Here is a 20,554-nt window from a genome sequence, read left to right on the forward strand (position 1 = left end):
TCGGACAGCTTACACCCCGGCAGCCGCTACAGTTTCGACGACCCCTGCCCGATAGCGTCCCGTCGCGACGTCAGCCAGTGCGTCAATCAGCAAAGGCGAATCGTTCAAGCTCTCGGCACGCCATAGCTCGAGCCCGATCTTTGCTGCCAACTCTTTGAAAGCAATATCGATATCGTACAAAATCTCAACATGATCGCAGAGAAACCCCACTGGCTGGATGACAACTCCAGCGTGACCCTCTTCGCGCAACGCCTTCAAAGTATCCTCAACCGTCGGCCCAATCCACGGACCTCCACTCACCCCCTGGCTCTGAAAGGCAAAATAGCAATCCAGTCCCGTGAGCCCGTCACCAGCCATCCGCTCAGCAACCAGCCGTGCCGTGGCCTTGGCCTCGACAGGATAGGGATCAGGAGAATCTCCCATCACTGTCCGGCAGGGTACGCTATGCGCCGTAAACAGCACGGGAACCTTCCGCCCAGCTTCGTCACAGGCAGGCCTCCATACTTTGCGCAATTTTTCTGCAAATGCTTCAGCCAAAACAGGATGTTCAGCCCACCCTGCAATAAACTCAACCTCTATCCCCTCTGCCGCGGCAAGCGTAGCCTTGCGATAAAGCCCGACGCTGGTGCGCGAGTTCTGCGGAGCCAGGCACACAGCGCGAAACTGCGTCACCCCATCACGCCTCATCTGCGCAATAACGTCTGCGATGTAGGGATGCCAATTTCTCATCGCCACATATACCTTTGTTTTCAATCCATTAGCAAGAAAATTCCGCTCCAGAAGCCGAGCCTGCTCCAGCGTCCAGTGGGTCAAAGGCGGGGGAGTCGCTCCAGCTTCTTCTCGAAGCCCGATCAACCGATAGCGATGCTGCAACTCTTCCACGACCTCACGTGGAATGGCCCGCCCACCCGTCACCTTGTCCAGATACTCAGCCATCTCGCCGAGCGCGTTTGGCGTTCCATGAGCCAGCAGCAGTACAGCCTCACTCATGACGCGAGAACTCCTTCACCCATTCCACCACTTTGATGACACTCTCGACCGGCGTGTCCGGCACAATGCCGTGGCCGAGGTTGAAGATGTGTCCTGGCTGCCCCGCTGCCGCCGTCATCACCTCGCGGACGCGCTCCCGCAGCACATCGTCGGGGGCAAACAGCGTAATGGGGTCGAGATTTCCCTGCACGGCGCATCCGCGCCCTACAGCCTTCCAGCCCTCATCGAGCGGCACGCGCCAGTCCAGCCCAATCACATCGGCCCGCGTCTCAGCCATCGACGGCAGCAGCGAGGCCGTATCCACGCCGAAATAGATCACAGGAACACCCAGGCCCTGCACCCGCTGCACCAGCTCCGCCGTCGCCGGCAGCACGTAGCGTCGATAGTCCGCGACACACAGCGCGCCAACCCAGCTATCGAATATCTGGATGACATCCGCGCCCGCTTCGACCTGCTGGGCAGCATAGCCGACGAGCACGGTCACGAGCTTTTCCATCAGCAGAGGCCACGCGGCGCCGTCGCCGTACATCATCTTCTTGGTCTCGACGTAGTTCCGCGATGACCCGCCTTCAATCATGTAGCTGGCCAGCGTAAACGGCGCGCCGCAGAAGCCGATGATGCCAAGTTGATCGCCGTCCACGCGCGGGGCAGAGAAGTGGCGCGCCACCTTTTCAATCGCCTGCGCAACATAGCTCAGCTCGTCTACGCGGTCCGTGCGCAGCGCCCGCACCTGTTCCGCGGTCCGCACCGGACGATGCACCACCGGGCCTTCACCGGCGAGAAACTCAAACTCCAGGCCCATCGGCGTGAAAGGAAGCAGCAGGTCCGCAAAGATGATGGCTGCGTCCACGCCCAGCCGCTCGGCGGCGGTGATCGTCACCTCGGCGGCGATCTCCGGTGTGCGGCAGATATCGAGCAACGAGTGGTGCTTCCGCACGGCCATGTACTCCGGCATATAGCGCCCGGCCTGGCGCAGAAGCCATACCGGAGTCCGGTCAACTGGCTGGCGCAGACACGCCCGCACGAAGCGGCTGCCCGCCGCGATACCGGCGGACTGTTCGAACGCAATGTGGTGGGCCGGAGCGTTGCTCAAAAGGGGAACCTCTCCTTCGAGCCTAGCATTCGGCGTAAAATCCCGCGAGTGCGCACGGCTGCGCGTGAGAGGTACATCTTGCGGCCAGGCTGACTCTATTGGTAGGGGTGGTGGAAACGGAACCGGTACAGGACACCGAAGCTCAGCGCGCGTGGGGCAAGCGTGACAGCAGGCGATTTATTGACGTTCCAGCTCTCCTGCTGATAGTCGACGCGCACTGCCCACTGATCGGCGAAGTCGTAGTCCAGGCCACCGCCATAGGAATACACCACGGAGCCGTTTGTGCCGGTTCCGTTCGCTCCGATGTAATACTTTTGCGCGAAGTTGATGGTGCCATCGCTGATCAGAAAGTCAGCATACGGACGGAAGTAGCTAAAGGATCGCTCTACGCGGATGCCGCCGCCGAACGTCCTCTCCGAGACCGTCCCCATCGACGAAGTTTTGAAGCGCACCTCAAGAGATGGTGAGAGGGCCTGGTAGAAACGCGTATAGTCACCGCCCGCGGTGAAGGCCTTCACACTTTGGCCGTAATCGGGGGTCAGGTGCGTGAACATTCCAAAGGCGCTGACAGCCGCCTCTCTCGATCGGGCTGCGGTGGCCTGAGCGTCCATCCGATTGGCAAGCAGAACTGGCAGGACGAGCAGCGATGCCGACAAAGCAAATCGCAAAGTCCGCCTTCGTGGTTGTTGTCTCTGCATCCGTTGCCCTCTCAAAAAATATCTCCGTCAGAAATCCTGTCGAAGATGGCAAAGTCCGACAGCACTCTTGCGTAGCGCCTCCGGATAGTTCTGGCCTATTCTATCCGGGCGTCATGTTACGAACGAAACTTTCTTAAGATTACTGTTGAATCTTTATATTCCAAAAGCCATCCCCTGGTTGCCTGCGCCATTGCAATCTTTGTGCTATTGACTTGTATGCAAGCAGGGTATCCATATTGATGAGCAGGAGTCCAGCTCCAGCTCACGCTTCAAGACGATACGTGAACTCCTCAATCACCGGATTGGTCAGCACTTCGCGCGCAATCCTTTCGACCTCGGCTTGCGCGGCGTTCTGCGCCATTCCATTTGCAAGCGTCAGCAGGAAGTATTTCCCCTGTCGCACATCCTCGACGCCCTGGTACTGCATCCGTTTCAGAGCATCGGCCACTGTCTGCCCCTGGGCATCCAGCACGGTCCGTTTCAGCGTGACATAGACATGAGCCTTCATTCTGTTCAATTATAGACAGGGTACTGTTCCAGTCCGCACGCAGATGATGCGGCGGCACAGGAAGCAAAGACCCAACGACCGTCGTACCTGCAGTTCTTGAACTTTCCAAACGAAGAAGAGAACCTCACTCCTTATGACGAATTACCTTGAACTCCCCATTGGCGAAGAATCGCCTGAGGTCATCAACGCAGTCATTGAGATTCCTCGCGACGGCAGCAACAAATACGAATACGACAAAAAGCTGCACGTATTTCGCCTGGACCGCAATCTCTACTCGCCCGTGCACTATCCGGGCGACTACGGCTTCGTCCCCAGCACGCTGGCCGAAGACGCCGACCCGCTCGATGTGCTTGTTCTCGTCGATGCGCCAAGTTTTTCCGGATGTGTGCAGGCTGTGCGACCTATCGGCTTGCTGGAGATGCTCGACCAGGGAGTGCCTGACGAGAAGGTTCTCTGCGTAGGCAAGAACAACCCGCGTTACAAAGACGTCTTCAACTACTCGCAGATCTACCCGCACATGTTGCGCGAGATCACGCACTTCTTCTCCATCTATAAGGACCTCGAGGGCAAGCGCGTCGAGGTGAAGGGCTGGCGCGACGCCGATTATGCTCGCAAAAAAGTCGTCGAGGCAAAGCAGCGGTTCATCGACAACAAGGTCAAGCCGGTAGAGCTTCCAGTCGCAAAAAAGTAGCACTCCACTTCGAGAGCCGTGAAAGAGAGCTGCCCGCGGGCAGCTCTCTTCGTTGATTATGTACGCGCTTGCGGATGGTGATTGTTGACAGCTTCGCTTGAAGAGAAGCCCCCTCAGGACGCAACCTGTCTGCTTCGCCCGATCCAATACGCCACCACTCCCAGCAGCGCGATGATGGCCGCAAAGCCCAGCGCTGAGATGCCAGCCACGCGCTCACCGCGTGCAGTCCACATCGCATAGGCAATCAGGCCCGTTGGACCAATGCCCAGCGCCACTGCAACCGCCAGCCCACCAGGCACGCGAAACGGCCTCGCCATTCCTGGAGCCTTCACGCGCAGCGCGACCAGCGCGACAAACTCCAGCACCAGCGCCACGCCATACAGCACCAGGTCAATCGAGATCAGGCGCTCGAACGAAAATCCCAGCGCCAGAGCCCATCCCACGCTGCATGCCAGCACGCTCACCCACGGAACACCGTTGTCCCATCGCTTCGTCAGCACACGCGGCAGCAGGCCGTCTTCCGCCATCGCATAGGGCAGCCGGGTCAGCGAAAGCGTCAGCGCATTGAACGTGCCCAGCCCGTCCAGCGACCCGGCCAGCACCACCATTAACGCCAGCGCAGGCCCTCCCAGCAGCCGCGCCGCGTCCACCCACGCTCCAGTCGAAAACCGCGCCGCAGGAATCCCCGACATCCACACCGCCATCAGTGGCAGCACATACACGCACGTCACCGCCAGGGCCGACAGAAACATCGCGCGCGGATAATTCCTCTGCGGCTCGTCCACCTCCTGCGCAATCGTCGAGGCGTTGTCCCAGCCCATGTAGTTCCACAGCGTCACCGACACCGCGCCGCCAATGTCGAGCCCCACCGGCGCGCCGCCCGGAGCAAACAACGCGCCGTGGCGCATCGCGTGCCACACTGCCAGCCCGATCAGCAGCACAAACGGCGACAGCGACACCGCCATCATCCGCTCCGAACCCCAGCCAACCGACACCGCGCCACGCAGGTTCCACACCGCCGAGATGCCCACGATCCCCAGCTTCAGCATCAGCCCGCCGTGCCCTGCCGTCAGCCGCGGCGCAACGTGCGAAAGATACAGCACAAACGTCGTCGGATAGATGGCCATGTCGAAGACGCTTGCCGCCAGGCTCAGCCACGCCTCCTGAAATCCCCAGAACGGCCCCATCGCCTCGCGCACCCAGTAGTAGAAGCCGCCGTCGACAGGCATGGCCGCCGCCAGCTCGCCCACCATCAGGCTCGTCGGCAGACTCCACAGCAGCGGCACGGCCAGCAGCAGCAACAGGGCCCATTTATATCCGGCCATGCCAATAATGTCTTCCAGCCCATACGGCCCGCCCGCTACCATAAAGTAGGTCGCGGCGACGAGCGGTAGCAGCCGCATCTTCGCCGCGCTGCCAGTCGTTCGTTGTGTCTGGGTCTGGGCCAATTGCTTTTACCGTCAACACAAATCTAACCGCCAGCCAGAGGCGAATCCACCCCGGCACGGTATAATCACTCCTAGTCTGTCCCACACAAGGGCGCGGAGAGTTGGCCGAGTGGCTGAAGGCGGCGGTTTGCTAAACCGTTATAGGGTCAAAAGCTCTATCGGGGGTTCGAATCCCCCACTCTCCGCCAGTAAATCTTCCCAGAAGACATCCAGAAAAATCCGTGCAAGTGCCCTTTGCTTCACGGCAACAGGCTACACCTGCTCAACCCTTTGCATGTCCCATGTGGACCCGCCAGACCCTTATGAGGAACTGCGTGAGCCTTTGCATCCGCACGACTCGCGAATGATGAGTCCGGCTGGAAGAACGACTGCGTCGGGCTTGGGGCGCCGCTTGCCATTCATCCGATCGAAGAGCAGTTGCGCACTTTCACGTCCCAGCAGCTCTGATGGCTGCCTTACAACGGTGAGCCGCGGGCTAAGCACATCGCCCAGATCGAAGTCGTCAAATGCAATAAACGGGATGTTCCGTCCGCCCCTGATGCCCAACGCGTCGAGTCCACGCAGAAAATGCAGAGTCGTAACCCAGTTGAGAGACAAGACAGCATCGGCCGACTGCCCCCGGATGACCTCTTTGTCGAACCACTCCGATGTCAGCAAATCTTCGTGGTCGACACAGCACACTCTCGGTTCGAATGACGCGCGGCGCATACTCTCGCGGTAGCCGGTGATTCGTTCCTTCGATGTATAGAGGTGTGGCCGCGTTCCGATGGCTACAATCCTGCGATAGCCATGGCCAAGCAGATGTTGCGTCGCATCGCACGCGCTGCGGCGGTTCGTGATCGTGACGGAATCAAAGCTGGCGCCGCGAACCAGCTGATCGAGAGTTACGAGAGGAAGATCGTTCGGCAACGCATCCGTGATTGTGTCTCGCCTGCTCTCAGCGGGAGCAAGAATCAGACCGTCGATCCGCCGCCTCACCAGTGTTTCAATCTCCATTCGTTCGATGTCAGGGCGACCTTTGGAACTTGTAACGATTGCGACATACCCGTGGCTGCGTGCTACTTCCTGAACTTCGTGAATCACACTCGTGATGAACGGATTGGCCAGGTTCGCTACGATCATTCCAATCACTGAGGACTTTCGCGTCATCAGGCTGCGGGCCAGCTCGTTCGGACGGTAGCCGATTCGTTCCATCACAGCCCGCACCCTATCGGCTTTTTCCTGGCGGACATTGATCGCTCCGTTCAGCACCCGGGAAGCAGTCTTCAGCGAAACACGAGCTTCGCGAGCGACATCCTCCAGGGTCGGGGGTTTCCTTGTTCTTGCAGTCATCTTCTATTCTTCCTGTTGGGTGTGCTCATTCCCGTGAGCGATTGCGCATCTTGTCTCTGCATAGGATTACGATTACTAGCCCATACTAACCCGCTGTCCTGTCTCACCAGAGCAGCAGGAGGAAAATCAGATACACATTCTGCGGGCGTTACGCCCGAGTGCCGAAAGCCTTCTCTCCTGGCATGCATACGGTCGGTCCTCAAGATACATATCTCTCTGCACAAACGAGTCGCCACGCATTTCTACAAGAGGCTTCCAGGCACGATTCACGGGGCTTTTCAAATCTCTTGACAAGCGCTGATTCGCCTGCGTAAGCTTCTCGCCACAATTATGACAGCGCTGGCAATCGATTCCAATTGATAGCGCTGTCAAAACCGCGGCTCCATAAATGCGAGAGCAGAACGTTTCAATACAACAGCGAAAGTCAACCAAATTGAAGCGAGAACGGCACAAGTGCGGATTCCTTCAGAAGAAAGCACCATCGCAAGCCGGAGACATATCGGAGTAGGCCAATGACAGACCACGATCACTGCAAAAAAAACATGTCCTCCCTGGTCAATACGGCGGATTTCACCGAAGTTCAGCCGTTCACAATGCACCCGGCGGCCGACAACCGGCACAAGGCGCAAGCCGGGATAGTCCACTCATGTGCGCCCTGGCGCATTCTATTGCTGCTTGCCGTGACAGTTGGATTGGTGGCGTCGGCCTCTGCACAGGACTTCCGGGCATCCATCACGGGAGAAGTCACGGATCCATCTGGAGCTGTGATTCCGCATGTAGCAGTCATTGTGTTCAATGTCGCTACTCACGTGCAGTACTCCGCGACAACCAATGGACAGGGCATCTATTCCATACTCTACGTGCTTCCCGGCATGTACACCGTCACTGCCAAGGCAGGCAATTTCCAGACCATGGTCTACCACGACGTGCGCCTCGATTCGGCACAGCAATTTGGCCTGAACATCACGCTTCAGCCTGGGAGTGTAGCCCAGCAGGTCGTCGTGACAGCCGGAGCAGTCGACCTCGATACCGTCTCTGCGACCTCAGGCGGCGTAGTGGATCACACCAAGGTAGCGAACATGCCGTCCACCGGCATGATGGTATGGGACGACGTCTCCTTCGCAGAAGGCGTGAAGAGTGCCAGTGCGAACGTGTTCAACCTGACGCCTAGGAACAACGCGAATCTCTACGCCGTATCTGGCGCGCAAACGGACGAGAACGTCTTCTATATGAATGGTGCCCCGATCAGCGATCAGGGGTCCTGGTATTTCACGCCGAACATGTCCTCCGTTCAGCAGATGCAGACCAGCGCGATGCCTTACGATGCGGAGTACGGGCGGACCGGAGGCGGAGTCTTCAGTACCAACCTGAAGAGCGGAGCTGACGCTTATCACGGCTCGATCTACGACTACTATGGCAATCGGGTATTGAACGCGACCCCATGGATTGACAAGCTCTCCGGCATTCCAAAGCCGGTCGACACCCGCAACACATGGGGTGGCGAAGTCGGCGGACCGATCCGCAAAGACAAGACATTTTTCTTTTTTTCCTACGAAGGCTTCCATCAGGAGCAGCCCGCAACCCCAACCGACACCGTGCCAACCGCAGCGGAGCGGAGCGGAAATTTCACCGGCACTGGCTATACGATCTATGACCCACTCTCGACCTACTGCGCGCAGAAGAACGCGTCAGGGGGATGCACGTTGTATGCGAGAAAATCCTTTCCAAACGACACCATTCCTGCCGGCGAGATAAGCCCAATCGGAGCGGCCATCTTAGCCATGTACCCTCAGCAAAACCAGCCTGGCTTGACAAAGAACTACGTAATCACCTGGCCAACGAATTATGAGTATGAGCAGTTTATCGGGCGCATCGATCAGAACTTTTCGGAGAACACGCGCCTCTATGGAATCTATACGCATGAACACGACCACGCCCAAAACGCCGGCAATGGCCTCACTAATGAAGCCTGGTCGGGGAGTACGCCTGTATCCTCGAACTACAATATCGTCCTCGATCTGACGCACATCCTCTCGCCAACCAAGGTACTGGACCTCAAGGCATCGTACGGCCACACCTCGGCCCTAACCACCACAGGCAATGCAGTTCAGAGCGGATTTAGCGCCAGCAAGCTCGGCTTCAATATGCCTGCTGTCGGCACTACATCACACCAAAACATCGCCCCCAGCATGACGGTAACTGGAGGCACGAACATATTCGGCAACACCGCAAGCGGCACAGCTGATGCAGATGCCGATTTCTCCGGCAGCATCACGCAGTTAGTAGGTCGGCATAGTCTGCACTATGGCTTCGAGTTTATGGATATCCAGACGGCCCCGACGGGCGTTTTGGGAAATCCCAACGGGGCCTTCACCTTCGATCAGACCTACACACAGGGAAATCCGCTGCAGGCCACGACCGGACAGGGAAATGTGTTCGCCGACGTTCTCCTTGGCTATCCCTCTTCTGGAAGCGTGAGCTGGAACGAGCCTACCTTTGTCACGATGCACTATTACGCTCTCTACATGCAGGATAACTTCAAGGCGCTTCCCAATCTCTCGCTGAATCTTGGACTGCGCTGGGACCTCAATACATCGCCAAGGGACCGCCATGATCGGATAAATGCGGGCTTCTGCTTTACCTGCGCCAATCCACTCTCCGCGCAGATCAACTACGCGAAAGCCCCCGGTCTTCAGAATCCCCTGGTGGGAGGGCTGCAGTTTGCCGGAGTCAATGGACAGTCGAGTGCTCCTTATCAGAATCACTGGAACGACTGGCAGCCGCGTGTCGGATTCAGCTGGGCCGCACTCCGCGATACCGTCATTCGCGGTGGCTATGGAATCTACTTTCCCTGGGCCCCTCTCGGCGTCGACAACACAGGATTCAGCCAGACCACTCCATTTGTTGCTTCGCTGAATGGAAAACTAACTCCCGACACGAACCTCAACTCTGGTACTCCCTATCCCGGCGGCGCCATTGCTCCTTCGGGCGCTGCAGCTGGCCTTGCAACCAATGCTGGCAATGGCATTACCTTTAACGATTTGAACGGCAAGCTTCGCATGACGCAGCATTGGTCCTTCGGCATTCAGCGGAGAATGCCGGCGGGAATTCTGTTTGATGTTGAATACCTGGGAAGCAGTGTCCACGGTATCTCGATTAGCACGCCGCTCGGGGTGGTCTCGACGGCCTTGCAGCAGCAGTGCAACACGGATCTCTCCGTCTGCAACACGAATGTCGCAAACCCGTTCTATGGCGTCCTCTCGTCGAGCACTTCTCTTGGGGCATCTTCCACCATTCCAGCATGGGAGTTGATGCGTGCCTATCCACTGTTCAATGGAGTTACAGAAAACCGCGTTCCGTCGGGAAGCTCGCATTACCACGGAGTAGACGTTCGAGCCGAGCGCACAGTGCGGAACCTGGACTTCGTCTTCAATTACTACTACTCAAACTGGATGGATAGGTTGACCTATCTCAATTCCGGAGACTTTGTCGATGCCAATCCTACAAAGACACTCGATCCGCTCGATCGAAGAAACTATATCAGCCTGAACATGGTCTACCCTCTTCCCAGCACAGGAAAGCATGGATTTGTAGGTGTGCTCGCAAACGATTGGGTCTTTGCCTCCACGGTAATCTGGGGCACTGGAAATCCGCTGCAACTCCCGTCGGCGAATTTCAATGCCGGCACCTCAGGTTGTTCCAGCTATGCGCCGCAGGGCGGACAGACGCGCGCGCACTGGTTCAATAACAACGAGAGCTGCTGGGCCAACCTGGGACCATGGCAGCCGCGAACAACTCCGTTGTATGTAGGATTTATCCGGAACCCCAGCTACATGGTATGGAACCCAGCCCTCAGTAAGCAGTTTGCCCTTCCGTTCCGTGAAATGACTGCCCAGTTTCGTATGGAGTCCACGAACGGAGCGAACCATCCTATCTGGGGAGCACCAAACATCAGTCCAGCTACTCCGGCCTCTTTTTCTCCTACTACCAGTTGGACGGGGTTTGGAACACTTCCTAACACTCCGCTACCGCAAGAGCGTCAGATTATCGCGTCTCTCAGAATTTCGTTCTAGATAGAATGCCAGGCAAACTTACTTACTAACTTACTCATTCTTACTTACTCATTTTTATATGTTCACATTAGAGGGAGCAGTTCATGGCTTTGATCAGACGGGTCCTTGTGTCGTTGGTGGCTGGCATATTCTTCGTTGGAGCGGGAGCTGCTGCAGATCCACTTCCACTGCTCGGACTGGCGCGAGTTACCATCCGGGTCTCCGATCTCAGCCAGGCGCGCACATTCTACTCGGGCGTAGCTGGGTTCCAGGATGCCTACGATGTGCGAAGTGCCGATGGATCGATTGCGGCTGCCTACTTTAAGATCAACGACCAGCAGTTTCTGGAAGTCGTACCGGGTTTGAAGCCAACCCAGCCACGGCCGATGGTCGGATTTGCCATTCGTACCGACCAGCTTCAGAAGCTTCATCAGATGCTTAAGGCCCGCGGACTGCACCCCGGCAAGATTCATCTCGATCAAGATGGAAGCCGCGGATTTATGCTGACCGATCTTCCCGGGCAGAATCTCGATTATCTCGAGTTTGTGGACTATGGACCGAAGTCGCTTGCGGAGCGAACGAAGGGGCAGAACCAGGACGATCATCGCCTCTCGACCAATCTCGAGCATGTAGGAATCATTGCGACCGACTTTGACGCCGCATATAACTTCTACGTCAAAACTCTCGGCTTCCACGAAGTGTGGCGCCGCGTAGCAGAGGACGGCAAGCACGTCATCATTGACCACATTCAGATGCCAGGCCCAAGCGGCGACTTCGTTGAACTCTCGAACTTCGGTCAATCCAATAAGCCCTTGGAGAGAAAGCGTGCGGCTGGTGCAGCTCATCTTGCGCTCACCGTTGCTGACATCAATGCGACTGTCGAAGCCGTGCATGCTAGGCAGTCGGAGATGAAACTGCATTCGCCGCGCTATGGGCTCGACAATCGCTGGAACTTCAATCTCTTTGACCCAGACAGTACCAGGGTGGAATTTATGCAGGTGGCCGATCCAGCGCATCCTGCGCCAGCCGTCGTCACCACGCCCGCAAATTTTCAAAGGGCCGGAGGCGCGCTCGGACTCTTTACTGAGCAATCGGATATTGGCGATCCTGCGCTGCCCGGGTCTGCTTCCTTTGACTCAGCCCAGAACCAATACGTGGTGTCGGGGGCTGGTGCCAATATCTGGGGCAAAAAGGACGAGTTCCACTTCGTGTGGCGCAGCATCTCGGGAGATTTTTCACTTACAGCTACCGTGCATTTTCCGAAGCAGGAGCCGCCCAGCCACCGCAAAGCTGCACTCATGGCACGGCAAAGCCTCGATGATGATGCGCCCTATGCCGATGCCGTGGTTCACGGCAGCGGACTTACTGAATTGCAGTTTCGAGAGACGAAGGGAGATGCGACTCACGCCATTCGCTTTCCCGTCGATGCGCCGGTTCAGATTAGGCTGGAGCGAAAAGATGGTTGGTTCACCATGTATGCGGGGCGCGAGGGGCAACCACTTCAGGAGCTAGGTGCTTATGCGCTGAAGCTGAACGAGCCTTTTTACCTGGGCTTGGGTGTGTGCTCACATAACGCAGCTACGCTTGAAACCGCCATATTCTCTAACGTGAGCGTGGAAGTGTTTCCTAAAAAGCAACGCAAGGGTAAACCTGCCAAGCGCGACGAAGTGAAGGGCGAAAATTAATCTCGCCCCAGCGCGAAGTATCGGCTGCAACTAAGTAGCGAGTTACTCTTCTGCCGCGAATGAAAATGCGTCGGCTTAGATTCAGAGCTTCCGGTTCATGAACCAGGCCCGGAGCACACGGATCGATCGACTTGTCCACCATGCTTCACACAATTCAGGAACGTCCTATCGATGGACAAGGGTTTATGCCGCGCGACTTACACGATGTACCGAATCAAAGCGCAGCCATCGAGTGCAAACCCGCGGGGTGCGACTCGGAAGATGAGAAGAGATCCTGGCGTAGATGGCTCGTACTAGGGTTCATCTTTGCGGTTACAGTCATCAACTTCATCGACCGCCAGACGCTGTCTGTTCTGGCTCCTGTTCTCCGTGCGAGCTATCACCTTTCCAACGAAGCCTACGGACGAATCGTTGCTGCTCTGCAATTCGGCATGATGGCAGGCGAGTTTCCGATGGGGTGGCTGATGGACCGCGTCGGAGCGCGCATTGGCCTCGCCGCCGCAGTACTGTGGTGGTCGGCGGCAACAGGATGTCAGGCATTCACCCATAGCGGCTTTCAACTCGGTGCAACCCGGTTGTGGATGGGGACAGGAGAAGCAGGTAACTTCTCGGGAGGGATGAAAGCAATCTCGCGTTTCTTCACCCAGGAAGAGCGCACGCTTGCTATCGGCATCTTTAATAGTGGCACGATGATAGGCGCAACCCTTGCGCCCCCGCTGATTGTCTTTCTTCTCGAGCGTTATGGCTTTCGCATTGCGTTTACGATCCCCGCACTGCTGGGACTTCTGTGGGTTCCTGTCTGGTGGCATTTCTATCCCGGCCACCGGCCTGTCCTGTCGAGCGACGGCGTACTGAAGGCGCCGCTTGCTGAATTACTGAAGCAATCTTCCACATGGGCAGTCATGACGTGCCGGTTTCTGATTGGCCCTGTCATGCAGTTCTATTGGTATTGGATTCCGAGTTATCTTTACAGCGCCCGTCACATGTCAATCGTGCAGATTGGTGTGATCGCATGGCTCCCGTTTTTCCTGGGCGATATTGGCGGCATACTCGGCGGCTACGTGGCCGGCTGGCTGCAACGGCGAAACCTCAAAATCTACACCGTGCGCCGGATTACCATGTACGGCAGCAGCATCTTGTGTCTCAGTAGCCTGATTGTGCCTTACCTGAGAGATGCAGTTGCTTCTCTCTTCATGATCGGCTTTGCCCTGATGGCGAACACCTTTCTTGTCGCCAACATGTTTGGCGCAGTCACCGACCTGTTCCCACAAGAGAGCGTAGGGCGCGCCACTGGTCTCACCGGAGTCTCAGGAGGTCTAAGCGGTCTCCTGTTTCCACTCGTGACGGGAGTGCTGGTAGATAACTTCTCGTACCGGCCAGCATTTATTGTGGTTGGCCTCATGCCGTTGCTGGGCACTCTGGCGCTATTTATCCTCGGTTCAAAGTATCGATCTGCATCCTAGTAGAGAGATTCTCTGTTATTTTCCCCGATAGCAGGGAAATGCACGCAGAGACCGGTTCGACGCCCTCCATACACTCCCATCCATCGTCGAAAGCATAGAAGTACGCGGCCGGGCGCGCGGTGCAACCTTGCCCAGTCTAAAAACGGCTCTGCGCGCGCATTGCATAAGCGACTGCTTCAAGAAAGCGCTCCGGGTTTGTGCCCTCCGGTATCGGATAGTTCATCTTGCCGGCAATTTGATTGGCGACACGATCTGCCATTCTGGCACGGACATCCATGTCCAGATCGAGCGCACGGGCCGTGAACGCCTCAATCATCTGCAGGTCCGGCGCTTTGAGGCGGCCAATAGCGTCTCCCTGAATCAGGGCCGATCCTGCCGGCGATTGCAGAGGAGGCTCGCTCACAGGTTGCTGATATAAGCCGGCGGTGAGCATACGGCTGTTGTGGCCCAGCAAAGGCTGGTCTTCCTGGCGTTCGTGGACAACGATGGTGCCGGCCACAAAATCCCCAAGCCGCTTTTGCTGCTTGTTACACATCATGCTGATGACGCCTACCAGATAGAAGCTGGGAAGAGAATCGATGATGCGGAGCAAATTGCGGGCCAGGGCCTCGAAGAACGTAATCTGGCGGCCTGTGTCCTTAACCACACGAATTTTAAAGAGATGTTTTCCCGGAGTCTGGCCATTCCAGAAGTACTCGAAGAGGGAGAAATATCCCCAATACAAAGCAAAGTAAACCAGGACAACTCCAGCGATAATCCATTTGTCTGAGGCGGCAGTCGAAATTTTAGAAAATGTAACGCCAAGAAGGATAAGGAGGAGAAGGATGAAAATCTGAACCGCGACCTGAATGAGAGTGTCAACAAGGATGGCAAGACAGCGGCTGCCGATCCCTGAGACGGAGAAGCGGATATCCACCAACTCCGGCGTTTCGATGTTAAGCTGATCTCCTAAGTTCATGGGTGCGTTCATTCCGTATGATCTCGAATCGCTGGATTGAAACTCGGAGGCAAAGCTGGAACCGCCTCGAAATATTAGTACAACAGGTAGAGTCAAGCGGGCTGAAGAGCCTTGCAGCCGCCGATTTGCGGGAATTCGGTCTGTTATACCGCCAGACGGCGTCGGACCTCTCTGCCGTGCGTGCAGACCGCGCCTCACGCACCATCGAAGCATACCTAAATCAGCTCCTCGGCCGAGCACATAATTACATCTACGCTGGAAAAAGATTGAGCCTCACCTCCGTCTGGCAATTTTTTGCGCAGGACTACCCGAGGCTTTTCCGCAAATTGCTTCCGTACACTGCGGTAGCGCTCATGCTCTTCGTCGGCGGTGCGCTGCTTGGTGCGCTCACAGCCATGGCGCGGCCGCGATTCGCGCAGGCCCTGCTTGGCCCCGCCATGATGAATACAATCGAGCACCACAAGATGTGGACCGAGTCGATCCTGAGTGCAAAACCGCAGGCATCAAGCTTCATCATGACGAACAACATCAGCGTGTGCTTTATGACGTTTGCTAGCGGTATCGCAGCAGGCATCGGCACGCTGTATCTGCTCTTTGAAAACGGCATGATGATGGGCGTTGTCAGCGCAACCTGCGCTCAGCACGGAATGGCGCTGAGCCTCTGGAGCTTTGTTGCTTCGCATGGAGCCCTTGAGCTGCCCAGCATCTTTATCTCGGGTGCAGCGGGCCTGCGGCTCGCCGTGGGACTTCTATTTCCTGGAACACTGCTTCGCAAGGATGCGCTCGCCGTGGCTGGCAGTGATGCAATTCGTTTGCTCGCCGGAACCATTCCATTGCTCGTCATCGCTGGACTGCTGGAAGGATTTCTTTCCCCTACCCATGTACCGCTTGCCCTCAAGTTCTCCGTTTGCGCCGCTTTGTTGACGGGGCTCGGATTATGGTTAGGTGAAGGCGGACGCCACACCCCGGCCACAGGGCTTGCGCCCACAGGTAAAAGCGGGCAGGAACGCTGAGTTCAGAGCAAACTCTTTGCCTTCACTTCGAGATACTTGCTGACCGCTGCTGCCCCGGCTTCTGCGCCCGTCGTCTCAACGATCAGCACACCCTGCTGCTGAAGCTGCACGATCTGGACACGACGGCGGTCCAGCACCTCCTGGGCCGCTGCCGACGCATACATTTCTTCGGCGTTCGCAGGTGTACGCGAAGCCAGCGCTTCAAGCTCCGGATGACGGATGAGGACCAAAATGACGACATGGTGTCGCTCCAGTTGCGCGAGAGCGGCGAGTATTTCAGGCGTATTGGCGCTTTCAGCAATCTCCGTAATCCAGATCACAAGTCCATGCCTGCGCTGCAGGTTTTTGAGCTTTGAGGCCGCCTGCAGATGGTTGGCTTCTGCTCGTTCGCTGCGGACACTCGAAAGAAGATCAATGAAGAGGCGAAGATGTGCTGGACCACCTCCCGGCAGCAGCAGTTGCTGAATACTGCGGCCGTATGCGAGCAAAGCAAATTTGTCGCCCGAGCCGCCAATCACCTGTGCGAGCATGACCGCCGCATTGGTGGCCTGGTCAAGCTGAGTGACAGAGAACAGCGTCTCCTCCTGCACGGCCGGTCGGATAGCACTCTGCGGCAGGGCAGGCCGATTACTCAGCTCAACCGCGGTCTGGGACAGGCGGCCAGCATCGAGAACAATCCACACCTGCTGGCTGCGCTCGGCGACAAACTCACGTGCGATCAGCTTCGCGCGTCGTGCTGTGGCCGTCCAGCTAATGTTGCGGAGATCGTCGCTGTCCCGATAATCGCGGAGACTCTCGAAGTCACGTCCCATGCCGCGCATGCGTAGACGTCGCTTCTGCAATTCAATCTGGCGCGCGCGAATGAGATAAAACTCCGTGCTCTCCTCTGGTCGCACAGATGACGGGTAAACACGAACCGCCTGTGGCATCTCCACCACGGCCCAACGCTCGACAAGACCAAGTGCGCCTCGGACCCGGAGATAGATGCGCCCTAAAGAAAAATCTCCTCGCTCGCGGGGAGTGAAGTTGAGAGTCTCGACAGCGGGCTCGCGAGGGAACGCCTTCACGTAAGCGGTCAGCGGTGCTGCAGCGAGGCTCGGATGCAGATCATCGGTCAGGAAAACGTCGAAGGGGCGTCGCGCATCATGCAGGACCTCGAGCTGTATTTCAGAGCGCTGCCCGATTGCTGGTGAATGAATGAAGCGCCGCGTCACCGTGATTGCAGACGGAGGAGGCAGCAGGAGCAGATCGAACAGGACCAGCACCAGCACGACCGCATCCCACACGAACATGGGCCATGGTTTTCCGGCGTGAAAAAAAGCGGGCACTGCACCCAGGAAGCCGCCGAGCAGAATAAGGATCGCCCGAGTCGTGAGCCCGAATCCGAAGACGCGGCCAAAGCGTCCCACGGGACGAACGACACCGGAGGCCGACGGTGGAATAAGCGTCTGCATCAGCGAGGCACTGGAATTGCCGCGAGAACGTCCGCGATGACTCGATCGGTATCGAATCCCTCAAGCTCAGCTTCGGGCCGAAGAACCAGTCGATGCCGCAACGTCGCAGGCGCGGCGTTCTTAATATCATCTGGAACAACAAAGTCACGCCCTTCACGGGCGGCGTGTGCCTTGGCGACAACCAGCAGGCTCCAGGACGCACGTGGCGACGCGCCGAGAACAAGCGTCGGCCACTCACGCGTGCGGCGGATGATGGACAGAAGATAGTCGATAATTGGGGCCTCTGCGCGGACCGCGCGGACCTCGCGACGCGCTTCGGCCAACAACGCAGCATCGATCGACTCTACAGGCGTGGACTCGATCCCTCTGGACGTCGTGCTCGCATGATGACGTTCAATAACAGTTCTCTCGTCTTCGAGCGCCGGATACGGAACGCGGATCTTGAGCAGGAAGCGGTCGAGCTGTGCTTCTGGCAGCGGGTATGTTCCCTCGAACTCCAGCGGATTCTGCGTCGCGAAAACGGTGAAATATTCATCCAGAGCATGCGAAGTTCCGTCCATGGAAACCTGGCGCTCTTCCATTCCTTCAAGCAGAGCGGCCTGCGTTCGTGGCGGCATGCGATTGATCTCATCGACGAGCAGAAACTGCGTAAAGATAGGGCCTCGATGCAGCTTGAACTCATTGGTCTGCAATGAAAAGACATTGGTGCCCAGAATGTCGGCGGGCATCATGTCTGGCGTGCCTTGTGCGCGCCGGAAATCCAAAGCAAGAAAGCGTGCGAGCGTTTTGACCGCAAGAGTTTTCGCGACACCCGGTACGCCTTCAAGCAAAGCGTGTCCTCCGCATAAAAGCGTGATGAGCGCCTGCTCGATGACTTCCTGTTGACCGGCGATGATGCGGCCGATCTGCGCATGGCCCTGTTCAAAGAGCTGCAGCGTGGCCTTGATCCGGGCCGGGCTGCCATCTCCCTGATCAGGAAAGGTAAGAGCAGAGTTAGTGTCGAGGCTCAAATGACGGACTCCCTTTTCTTGCGGATGATTGAACTTGGATGCGGTTCTTGAGTTCGAGCAAATCGCGGTTCAAGGCTATTACAAGCGAGAGTGCGGTTGCAGGCGAAATCGATTGAAATTCAGAACCATTCGCGTGCTTCAGATGCTCCTCCAGCTTCGACCAGTCTCCACCAAACCGCTGCTGCACGGCGTCTGCAATAGCTTTCGGGGAATCGCGCAGGACCTCGGCGGGCACTCCGCAGCTCTCATACAGGTAACGAACTACGCGGCGCCGCGAGCAGTCTACTGCGATAGCTGTAGCTCCGGCCTTGCCATAAAGCTGCCCCATCGACTCAGCGAACTCAAGCGGAGAGGTTCGTGGAACCTGCAACAACGCTCGTGTAGGGCCATGGCGGCGACTGAAGCTGACAAGAAGAAGGAGCGCAATCAGTCCGAACTGAAGCGCCAGCGATCGTATGGGAATTCCACTGGCGAAGTCCCAGGGGCTGACTCGATTGCCGTGCACAAACTCATCGAACAGCACACGCCTGCCAGATGGGCCGATGGAGGCGAGCAGAAGACGCAGACTCCCATCCTCTTTCAAGCCTGCATTGGTCAAGGGCATCGCAGAGCTCCACCAGATCGCCTCACCAGAACCGACCCGATAGCTGACGACAACAGCGTCCTGATTGCAGCGCTGTTGAACTCGCACTGAAATCTTGTCCGATGCCCACGCCTGATTGCCGGAAATTGTCACCGTACCCGCACGTGCAAGATCCCCACGCCCCTCCGGAGTCGTAGAACACAGGTTATCGTTGACCCGTGCCGCGCGCGACATCTCCGATTGCGGAAGATAATAGCCACCGGCGCCAGTCGCCAGAACGCGCCCTCCGCGTTGCAAAAAGCTCTCCATCGCCTGCCTCGCGCGATGATTGTCCTCTCCCGATGGCCACGGCTCCGCCAGGATGAAGGTCGTATGTGCAGCGTCGATCTCGTCCAGGGCAGAGATGGTGCGGTCCCAGCGAGCGGTATCGTAACCAAGCTTCTGGAGCAGGAGATACGCTGCCTTTGCTCCGTCCGTACCGCTGTTGTATGTAGTTGGCGTGGGGTCCGCGTTATCGGATTCGGGAGAGAAGATGCTGATGGCGCCAATCACCGCGACAATTCCAAGAACGGAAAACAGGACCAGCAGCGTATCGCGCGAAAGCCGTCTCATGCAGACCTCAACGCGTCGAAGAGTGCGAGAGCGCTGTTGTAATCGCCCTTGCCGATAGGGTGCTTGCCATACCATACCCGCTCGAAGAGCGAGGTCAGCTGCCTCAGCGCTGTTTGCTGCGCGGACCCTGATCGCAAAAGTAGAAGATACTCGCGGGGCGTGCGCGCGACGCCTCGCCGCCATATCCCTCGTCCCTCCAGCATCACGATCGAAGCCCAGTAAAGGCAATGAACAGCCTCACGCCAGTTCTCTTCCGCGGAGTACTGCTGTGCAAGAGCCGTCCAATCAGGCGAGCTCCCTGAGGCAATCATTGACGTGCCTTGACCTTCGACGCGCACAACAAATCGCTGACGCTGGAACGCGCGCCTCGCCCAGACGAAGAGTCCCGCAATTGCGAGAACCAGCATCCCCCAGAGAATGACTGGCCTCAGCCAAGGATTACGCCCCGCGGCATCCGATACATCGCCGAAGAGACGGTCGGCCCAGCGCCAGAAGGCCAACTCCTTCTGCTCCCACCACGAAGGTCCCTGTACTCTTTGAAACTCAGGTGTCGCCAGAATGTCGTTCGCTACGCGGCGGGCATTGTCGAAGCCAGCTGCGTCTGCATTCTGATGCGCCTCACTCTCCTCTACCCCAACGCGCGTCAGAGCGCTGTCTAAGATAGCGTCGCGGTCCTTCAGGGCTTTGTCCTTCGACCGGTCGATCGCATCGCGCAGCCAACCGTACTTTGCGGTAAAACCCTCCGGCTCAATGCGCTGGTCCGCTCCCACTTTGCTGGATTGGCACTGAGCCGCGTCGTTCCTGCAAAGAAGAATGACCTCGCGCAGGCTGTCCAGGTGGGCCGTGTAATCGGCAAAGCTGGAGATGGTGGAACCCGGTGCAGCCGGAGCAGCAACGCAGGTCCTCCCACAAGAAAGGACAGCGATGCCCAACGCCCCCGGGATGAGCCATGCAAACCTCATAC

Annotated in this window: 16 protein-coding genes and 1 tRNA gene; 6 read left to right on the top strand and 11 right to left on the bottom strand. The window is 57.5% G+C overall.

Annotated features, from left to right (window positions below; genetic code table 11):
* Positions 1-9: 9 nt before the first annotated feature.
* The 4 genes from hemH to purS all read right to left on the bottom strand — a co-directional run bounded on the left by hemH (position 10) and on the right by purS (position 3,289).
* Positions 10-990, bottom strand: coding sequence for a ferrochelatase (gene hemH / locus IEX36_RS12690; protein ID WP_188759634.1), 981 nt, complete (start codon positions 988-990; stop codon positions 10-12).
* Positions 983-2,083: a uroporphyrinogen decarboxylase gene (gene hemE, locus IEX36_RS12695; protein ID WP_188759635.1), complete on the bottom strand. Its 1,101-nt coding sequence runs from the start codon at positions 2,081-2,083 to the stop codon at positions 983-985. Before hemE ends, hemH begins: the two co-directional genes overlap by 8 nt.
* 95 nt (positions 2,084-2,178) lie before the next feature.
* The gene (locus tag IEX36_RS12700) at positions 2,179-2,751 is read right to left on the bottom strand and encodes a hypothetical protein (RefSeq protein ID WP_188759636.1); all 573 of its coding nucleotides are present in this window, start codon (positions 2,749-2,751) and stop codon (positions 2,179-2,181) included.
* A gap of 292 nt (positions 2,752-3,043) precedes the next feature.
* Entirely contained in the window at positions 3,044-3,289 is a 246-nt protein-coding gene (gene purS, locus IEX36_RS12705; protein WP_188759637.1) for a phosphoribosylformylglycinamidine synthase subunit PurS, read from the bottom strand.
* Positions 3,290-3,422: 133 nt separating this feature from the next.
* Between purS and IEX36_RS12710 the strand changes: the two genes are divergently transcribed.
* Entirely contained in the window at positions 3,423-3,980 is a 558-nt protein-coding gene (locus tag IEX36_RS12710) for an inorganic diphosphatase (protein WP_188759638.1), read from the top strand.
* A gap of 113 nt (positions 3,981-4,093) precedes the next feature.
* Here IEX36_RS12710 and IEX36_RS12715 read toward each other — a convergent pair whose 3' ends face one another.
* A complete protein-coding gene (locus IEX36_RS12715) occupies positions 4,094-5,428 on the bottom strand; it encodes an APC family permease (RefSeq protein WP_229668943.1) in 1,335 nt (444 codons plus the stop codon).
* A 95-nt stretch (positions 5,429-5,523) separates the two neighbouring features.
* On the opposite strand from IEX36_RS12715, the gene IEX36_RS12720 reads away from it, so the two are divergent.
* Positions 5,524-5,616, top strand: a tRNA-Ser gene (locus tag IEX36_RS12720).
* Between the two features lie 112 nt (positions 5,617-5,728).
* On the opposite strand, the gene IEX36_RS12725 is transcribed toward IEX36_RS12720, so the two are convergent.
* Positions 5,729-6,760 carry a LacI family DNA-binding transcriptional regulator gene (locus IEX36_RS12725; RefSeq protein ID WP_188759639.1) on the bottom strand — a complete coding sequence of 344 codons (1,032 nt, stop codon included), beginning with the start codon at positions 6,758-6,760 and terminating at the stop codon, positions 5,729-5,731.
* A 542-nt stretch (positions 6,761-7,302) separates the two neighbouring features.
* On the opposite strand from IEX36_RS12725, the gene IEX36_RS12730 reads away from it, so the two are divergent.
* From IEX36_RS12730 to IEX36_RS12740, 3 genes are all read left to right on the top strand, one after another.
* Entirely contained in the window at positions 7,303-10,833 is a 3,531-nt protein-coding gene (locus tag IEX36_RS12730) for a TonB-dependent receptor (protein ID WP_188759640.1), read from the top strand.
* Positions 10,834-10,916: 83 nt separating this feature from the next.
* Positions 10,917-12,497, top strand: coding sequence for a VOC family protein (locus tag IEX36_RS12735; RefSeq protein WP_188759641.1), 1,581 nt, complete (start codon positions 10,917-10,919; stop codon positions 12,495-12,497).
* Positions 12,498-12,682: 185 nt separating this feature from the next.
* Positions 12,683-13,960, top strand: a complete 1,278-nt coding sequence (locus tag IEX36_RS12740; RefSeq protein WP_188759642.1) for an MFS transporter — start codon at positions 12,683-12,685, stop codon at positions 13,958-13,960.
* Positions 13,961-14,096: 136 nt separating this feature from the next.
* Here the strand turns inward: IEX36_RS12740 and IEX36_RS12745 are convergent, their stop codons facing one another.
* Entirely contained in the window at positions 14,097-14,876 is a 780-nt protein-coding gene (locus tag IEX36_RS12745) for an RDD family protein (protein ID WP_229668944.1), read from the bottom strand.
* A 44-nt stretch (positions 14,877-14,920) separates the two neighbouring features.
* On the opposite strand from IEX36_RS12745, the gene IEX36_RS12750 reads away from it, so the two are divergent.
* On the top strand, positions 14,921-15,931 hold the full coding sequence (locus tag IEX36_RS12750) for a stage II sporulation protein M (protein ID WP_229668945.1): 1,011 nt from the start codon (positions 14,921-14,923) through the stop codon (positions 15,929-15,931).
* Between the two features lie 2 nt (positions 15,932-15,933).
* Here IEX36_RS12750 and IEX36_RS12755 read toward each other — a convergent pair whose 3' ends face one another.
* Genes IEX36_RS12755 through IEX36_RS12770 form a run of 4 tightly spaced genes read right to left on the bottom strand, consistent with a single transcriptional unit; the run spans position 15,934 to position 20,552 of the window.
* Complete coding sequence (locus IEX36_RS12755; RefSeq protein ID WP_188759645.1) at positions 15,934-17,385, bottom strand: DUF58 domain-containing protein; 1,452 nt, start codon at positions 17,383-17,385, stop codon at positions 15,934-15,936.
* Positions 17,385-18,395, bottom strand: coding sequence for an AAA family ATPase (locus tag IEX36_RS12760; RefSeq protein ID WP_229668946.1), 1,011 nt, complete (start codon positions 18,393-18,395; stop codon positions 17,385-17,387). Before IEX36_RS12760 ends, IEX36_RS12755 begins: the two co-directional genes overlap by 1 nt.
* Positions 18,379-19,590 (bottom strand): DUF4350 domain-containing protein, encoded by a 1,212-nt coding sequence (locus IEX36_RS12765; protein WP_188759646.1) that lies wholly within the window; start codon positions 19,588-19,590, stop codon positions 18,379-18,381. The genes IEX36_RS12760 and IEX36_RS12765 overlap by 17 nt, the downstream gene beginning before the upstream one ends.
* Positions 19,587-20,552, bottom strand: coding sequence for a DUF4129 domain-containing protein (locus IEX36_RS12770; RefSeq protein ID WP_188759647.1), 966 nt, complete (start codon positions 20,550-20,552; stop codon positions 19,587-19,589). The genes IEX36_RS12765 and IEX36_RS12770 overlap by 4 nt, the downstream gene beginning before the upstream one ends.
* Between the last annotated feature and the right edge of the window lie 2 nt (positions 20,553-20,554).

The sequence above is a fragment of the Edaphobacter acidisoli genome (genome assembly GCF_014642855.1).
Taxonomy (GTDB): domain Bacteria; phylum Acidobacteriota; class Terriglobia; order Terriglobales; family Acidobacteriaceae; genus Edaphobacter; species Edaphobacter acidisoli.

What these genes read in the sequence shown, in the direction of transcription:
- hemH (WP_188759634.1), bottom strand. Translation starts at nt 990, where the DNA reads ATGAGTGAGGCTGTACTGCTGCTGGCTCATGGAACGCCAAACGCGCTC.
- purS (WP_188759637.1), bottom strand. Translation starts at nt 3,289, where the DNA reads ATGAAGGCTCATGTCTATGTCACGCTGAAACGGACCGTGCTGGATGCC.
- IEX36_RS12710 (WP_188759638.1), top strand. Translation starts at nt 3,423, where the DNA reads ATGACGAATTACCTTGAACTCCCCATTGGCGAAGAATCGCCTGAGGTC.
- IEX36_RS12725 (WP_188759639.1), bottom strand. Translation starts at nt 6,760, where the DNA reads ATGACTGCAAGAACAAGGAAACCCCCGACCCTGGAGGATGTCGCTCGC.
- IEX36_RS12730 (WP_188759640.1), top strand. Translation starts at nt 7,303, where the DNA reads ATGTCCTCCCTGGTCAATACGGCGGATTTCACCGAAGTTCAGCCGTTC.
- IEX36_RS12735 (WP_188759641.1), top strand. Translation starts at nt 10,917, where the DNA reads ATGGCTTTGATCAGACGGGTCCTTGTGTCGTTGGTGGCTGGCATATTC.
- IEX36_RS12740 (WP_188759642.1), top strand. Translation starts at nt 12,683, where the DNA reads ATGCCGCGCGACTTACACGATGTACCGAATCAAAGCGCAGCCATCGAG.
- IEX36_RS12755 (WP_188759645.1), bottom strand. Translation starts at nt 17,385, where the DNA reads ATGCAGACGCTTATTCCACCGTCGGCCTCCGGTGTCGTTCGTCCCGTG.
- IEX36_RS12765 (WP_188759646.1), bottom strand. Translation starts at nt 19,590, where the DNA reads ATGAGACGGCTTTCGCGCGATACGCTGCTGGTCCTGTTTTCCGTTCTT.
- IEX36_RS12770 (WP_188759647.1), bottom strand. Translation starts at nt 20,552, where the DNA reads ATGAGGTTTGCATGGCTCATCCCGGGGGCGTTGGGCATCGCTGTCCTT.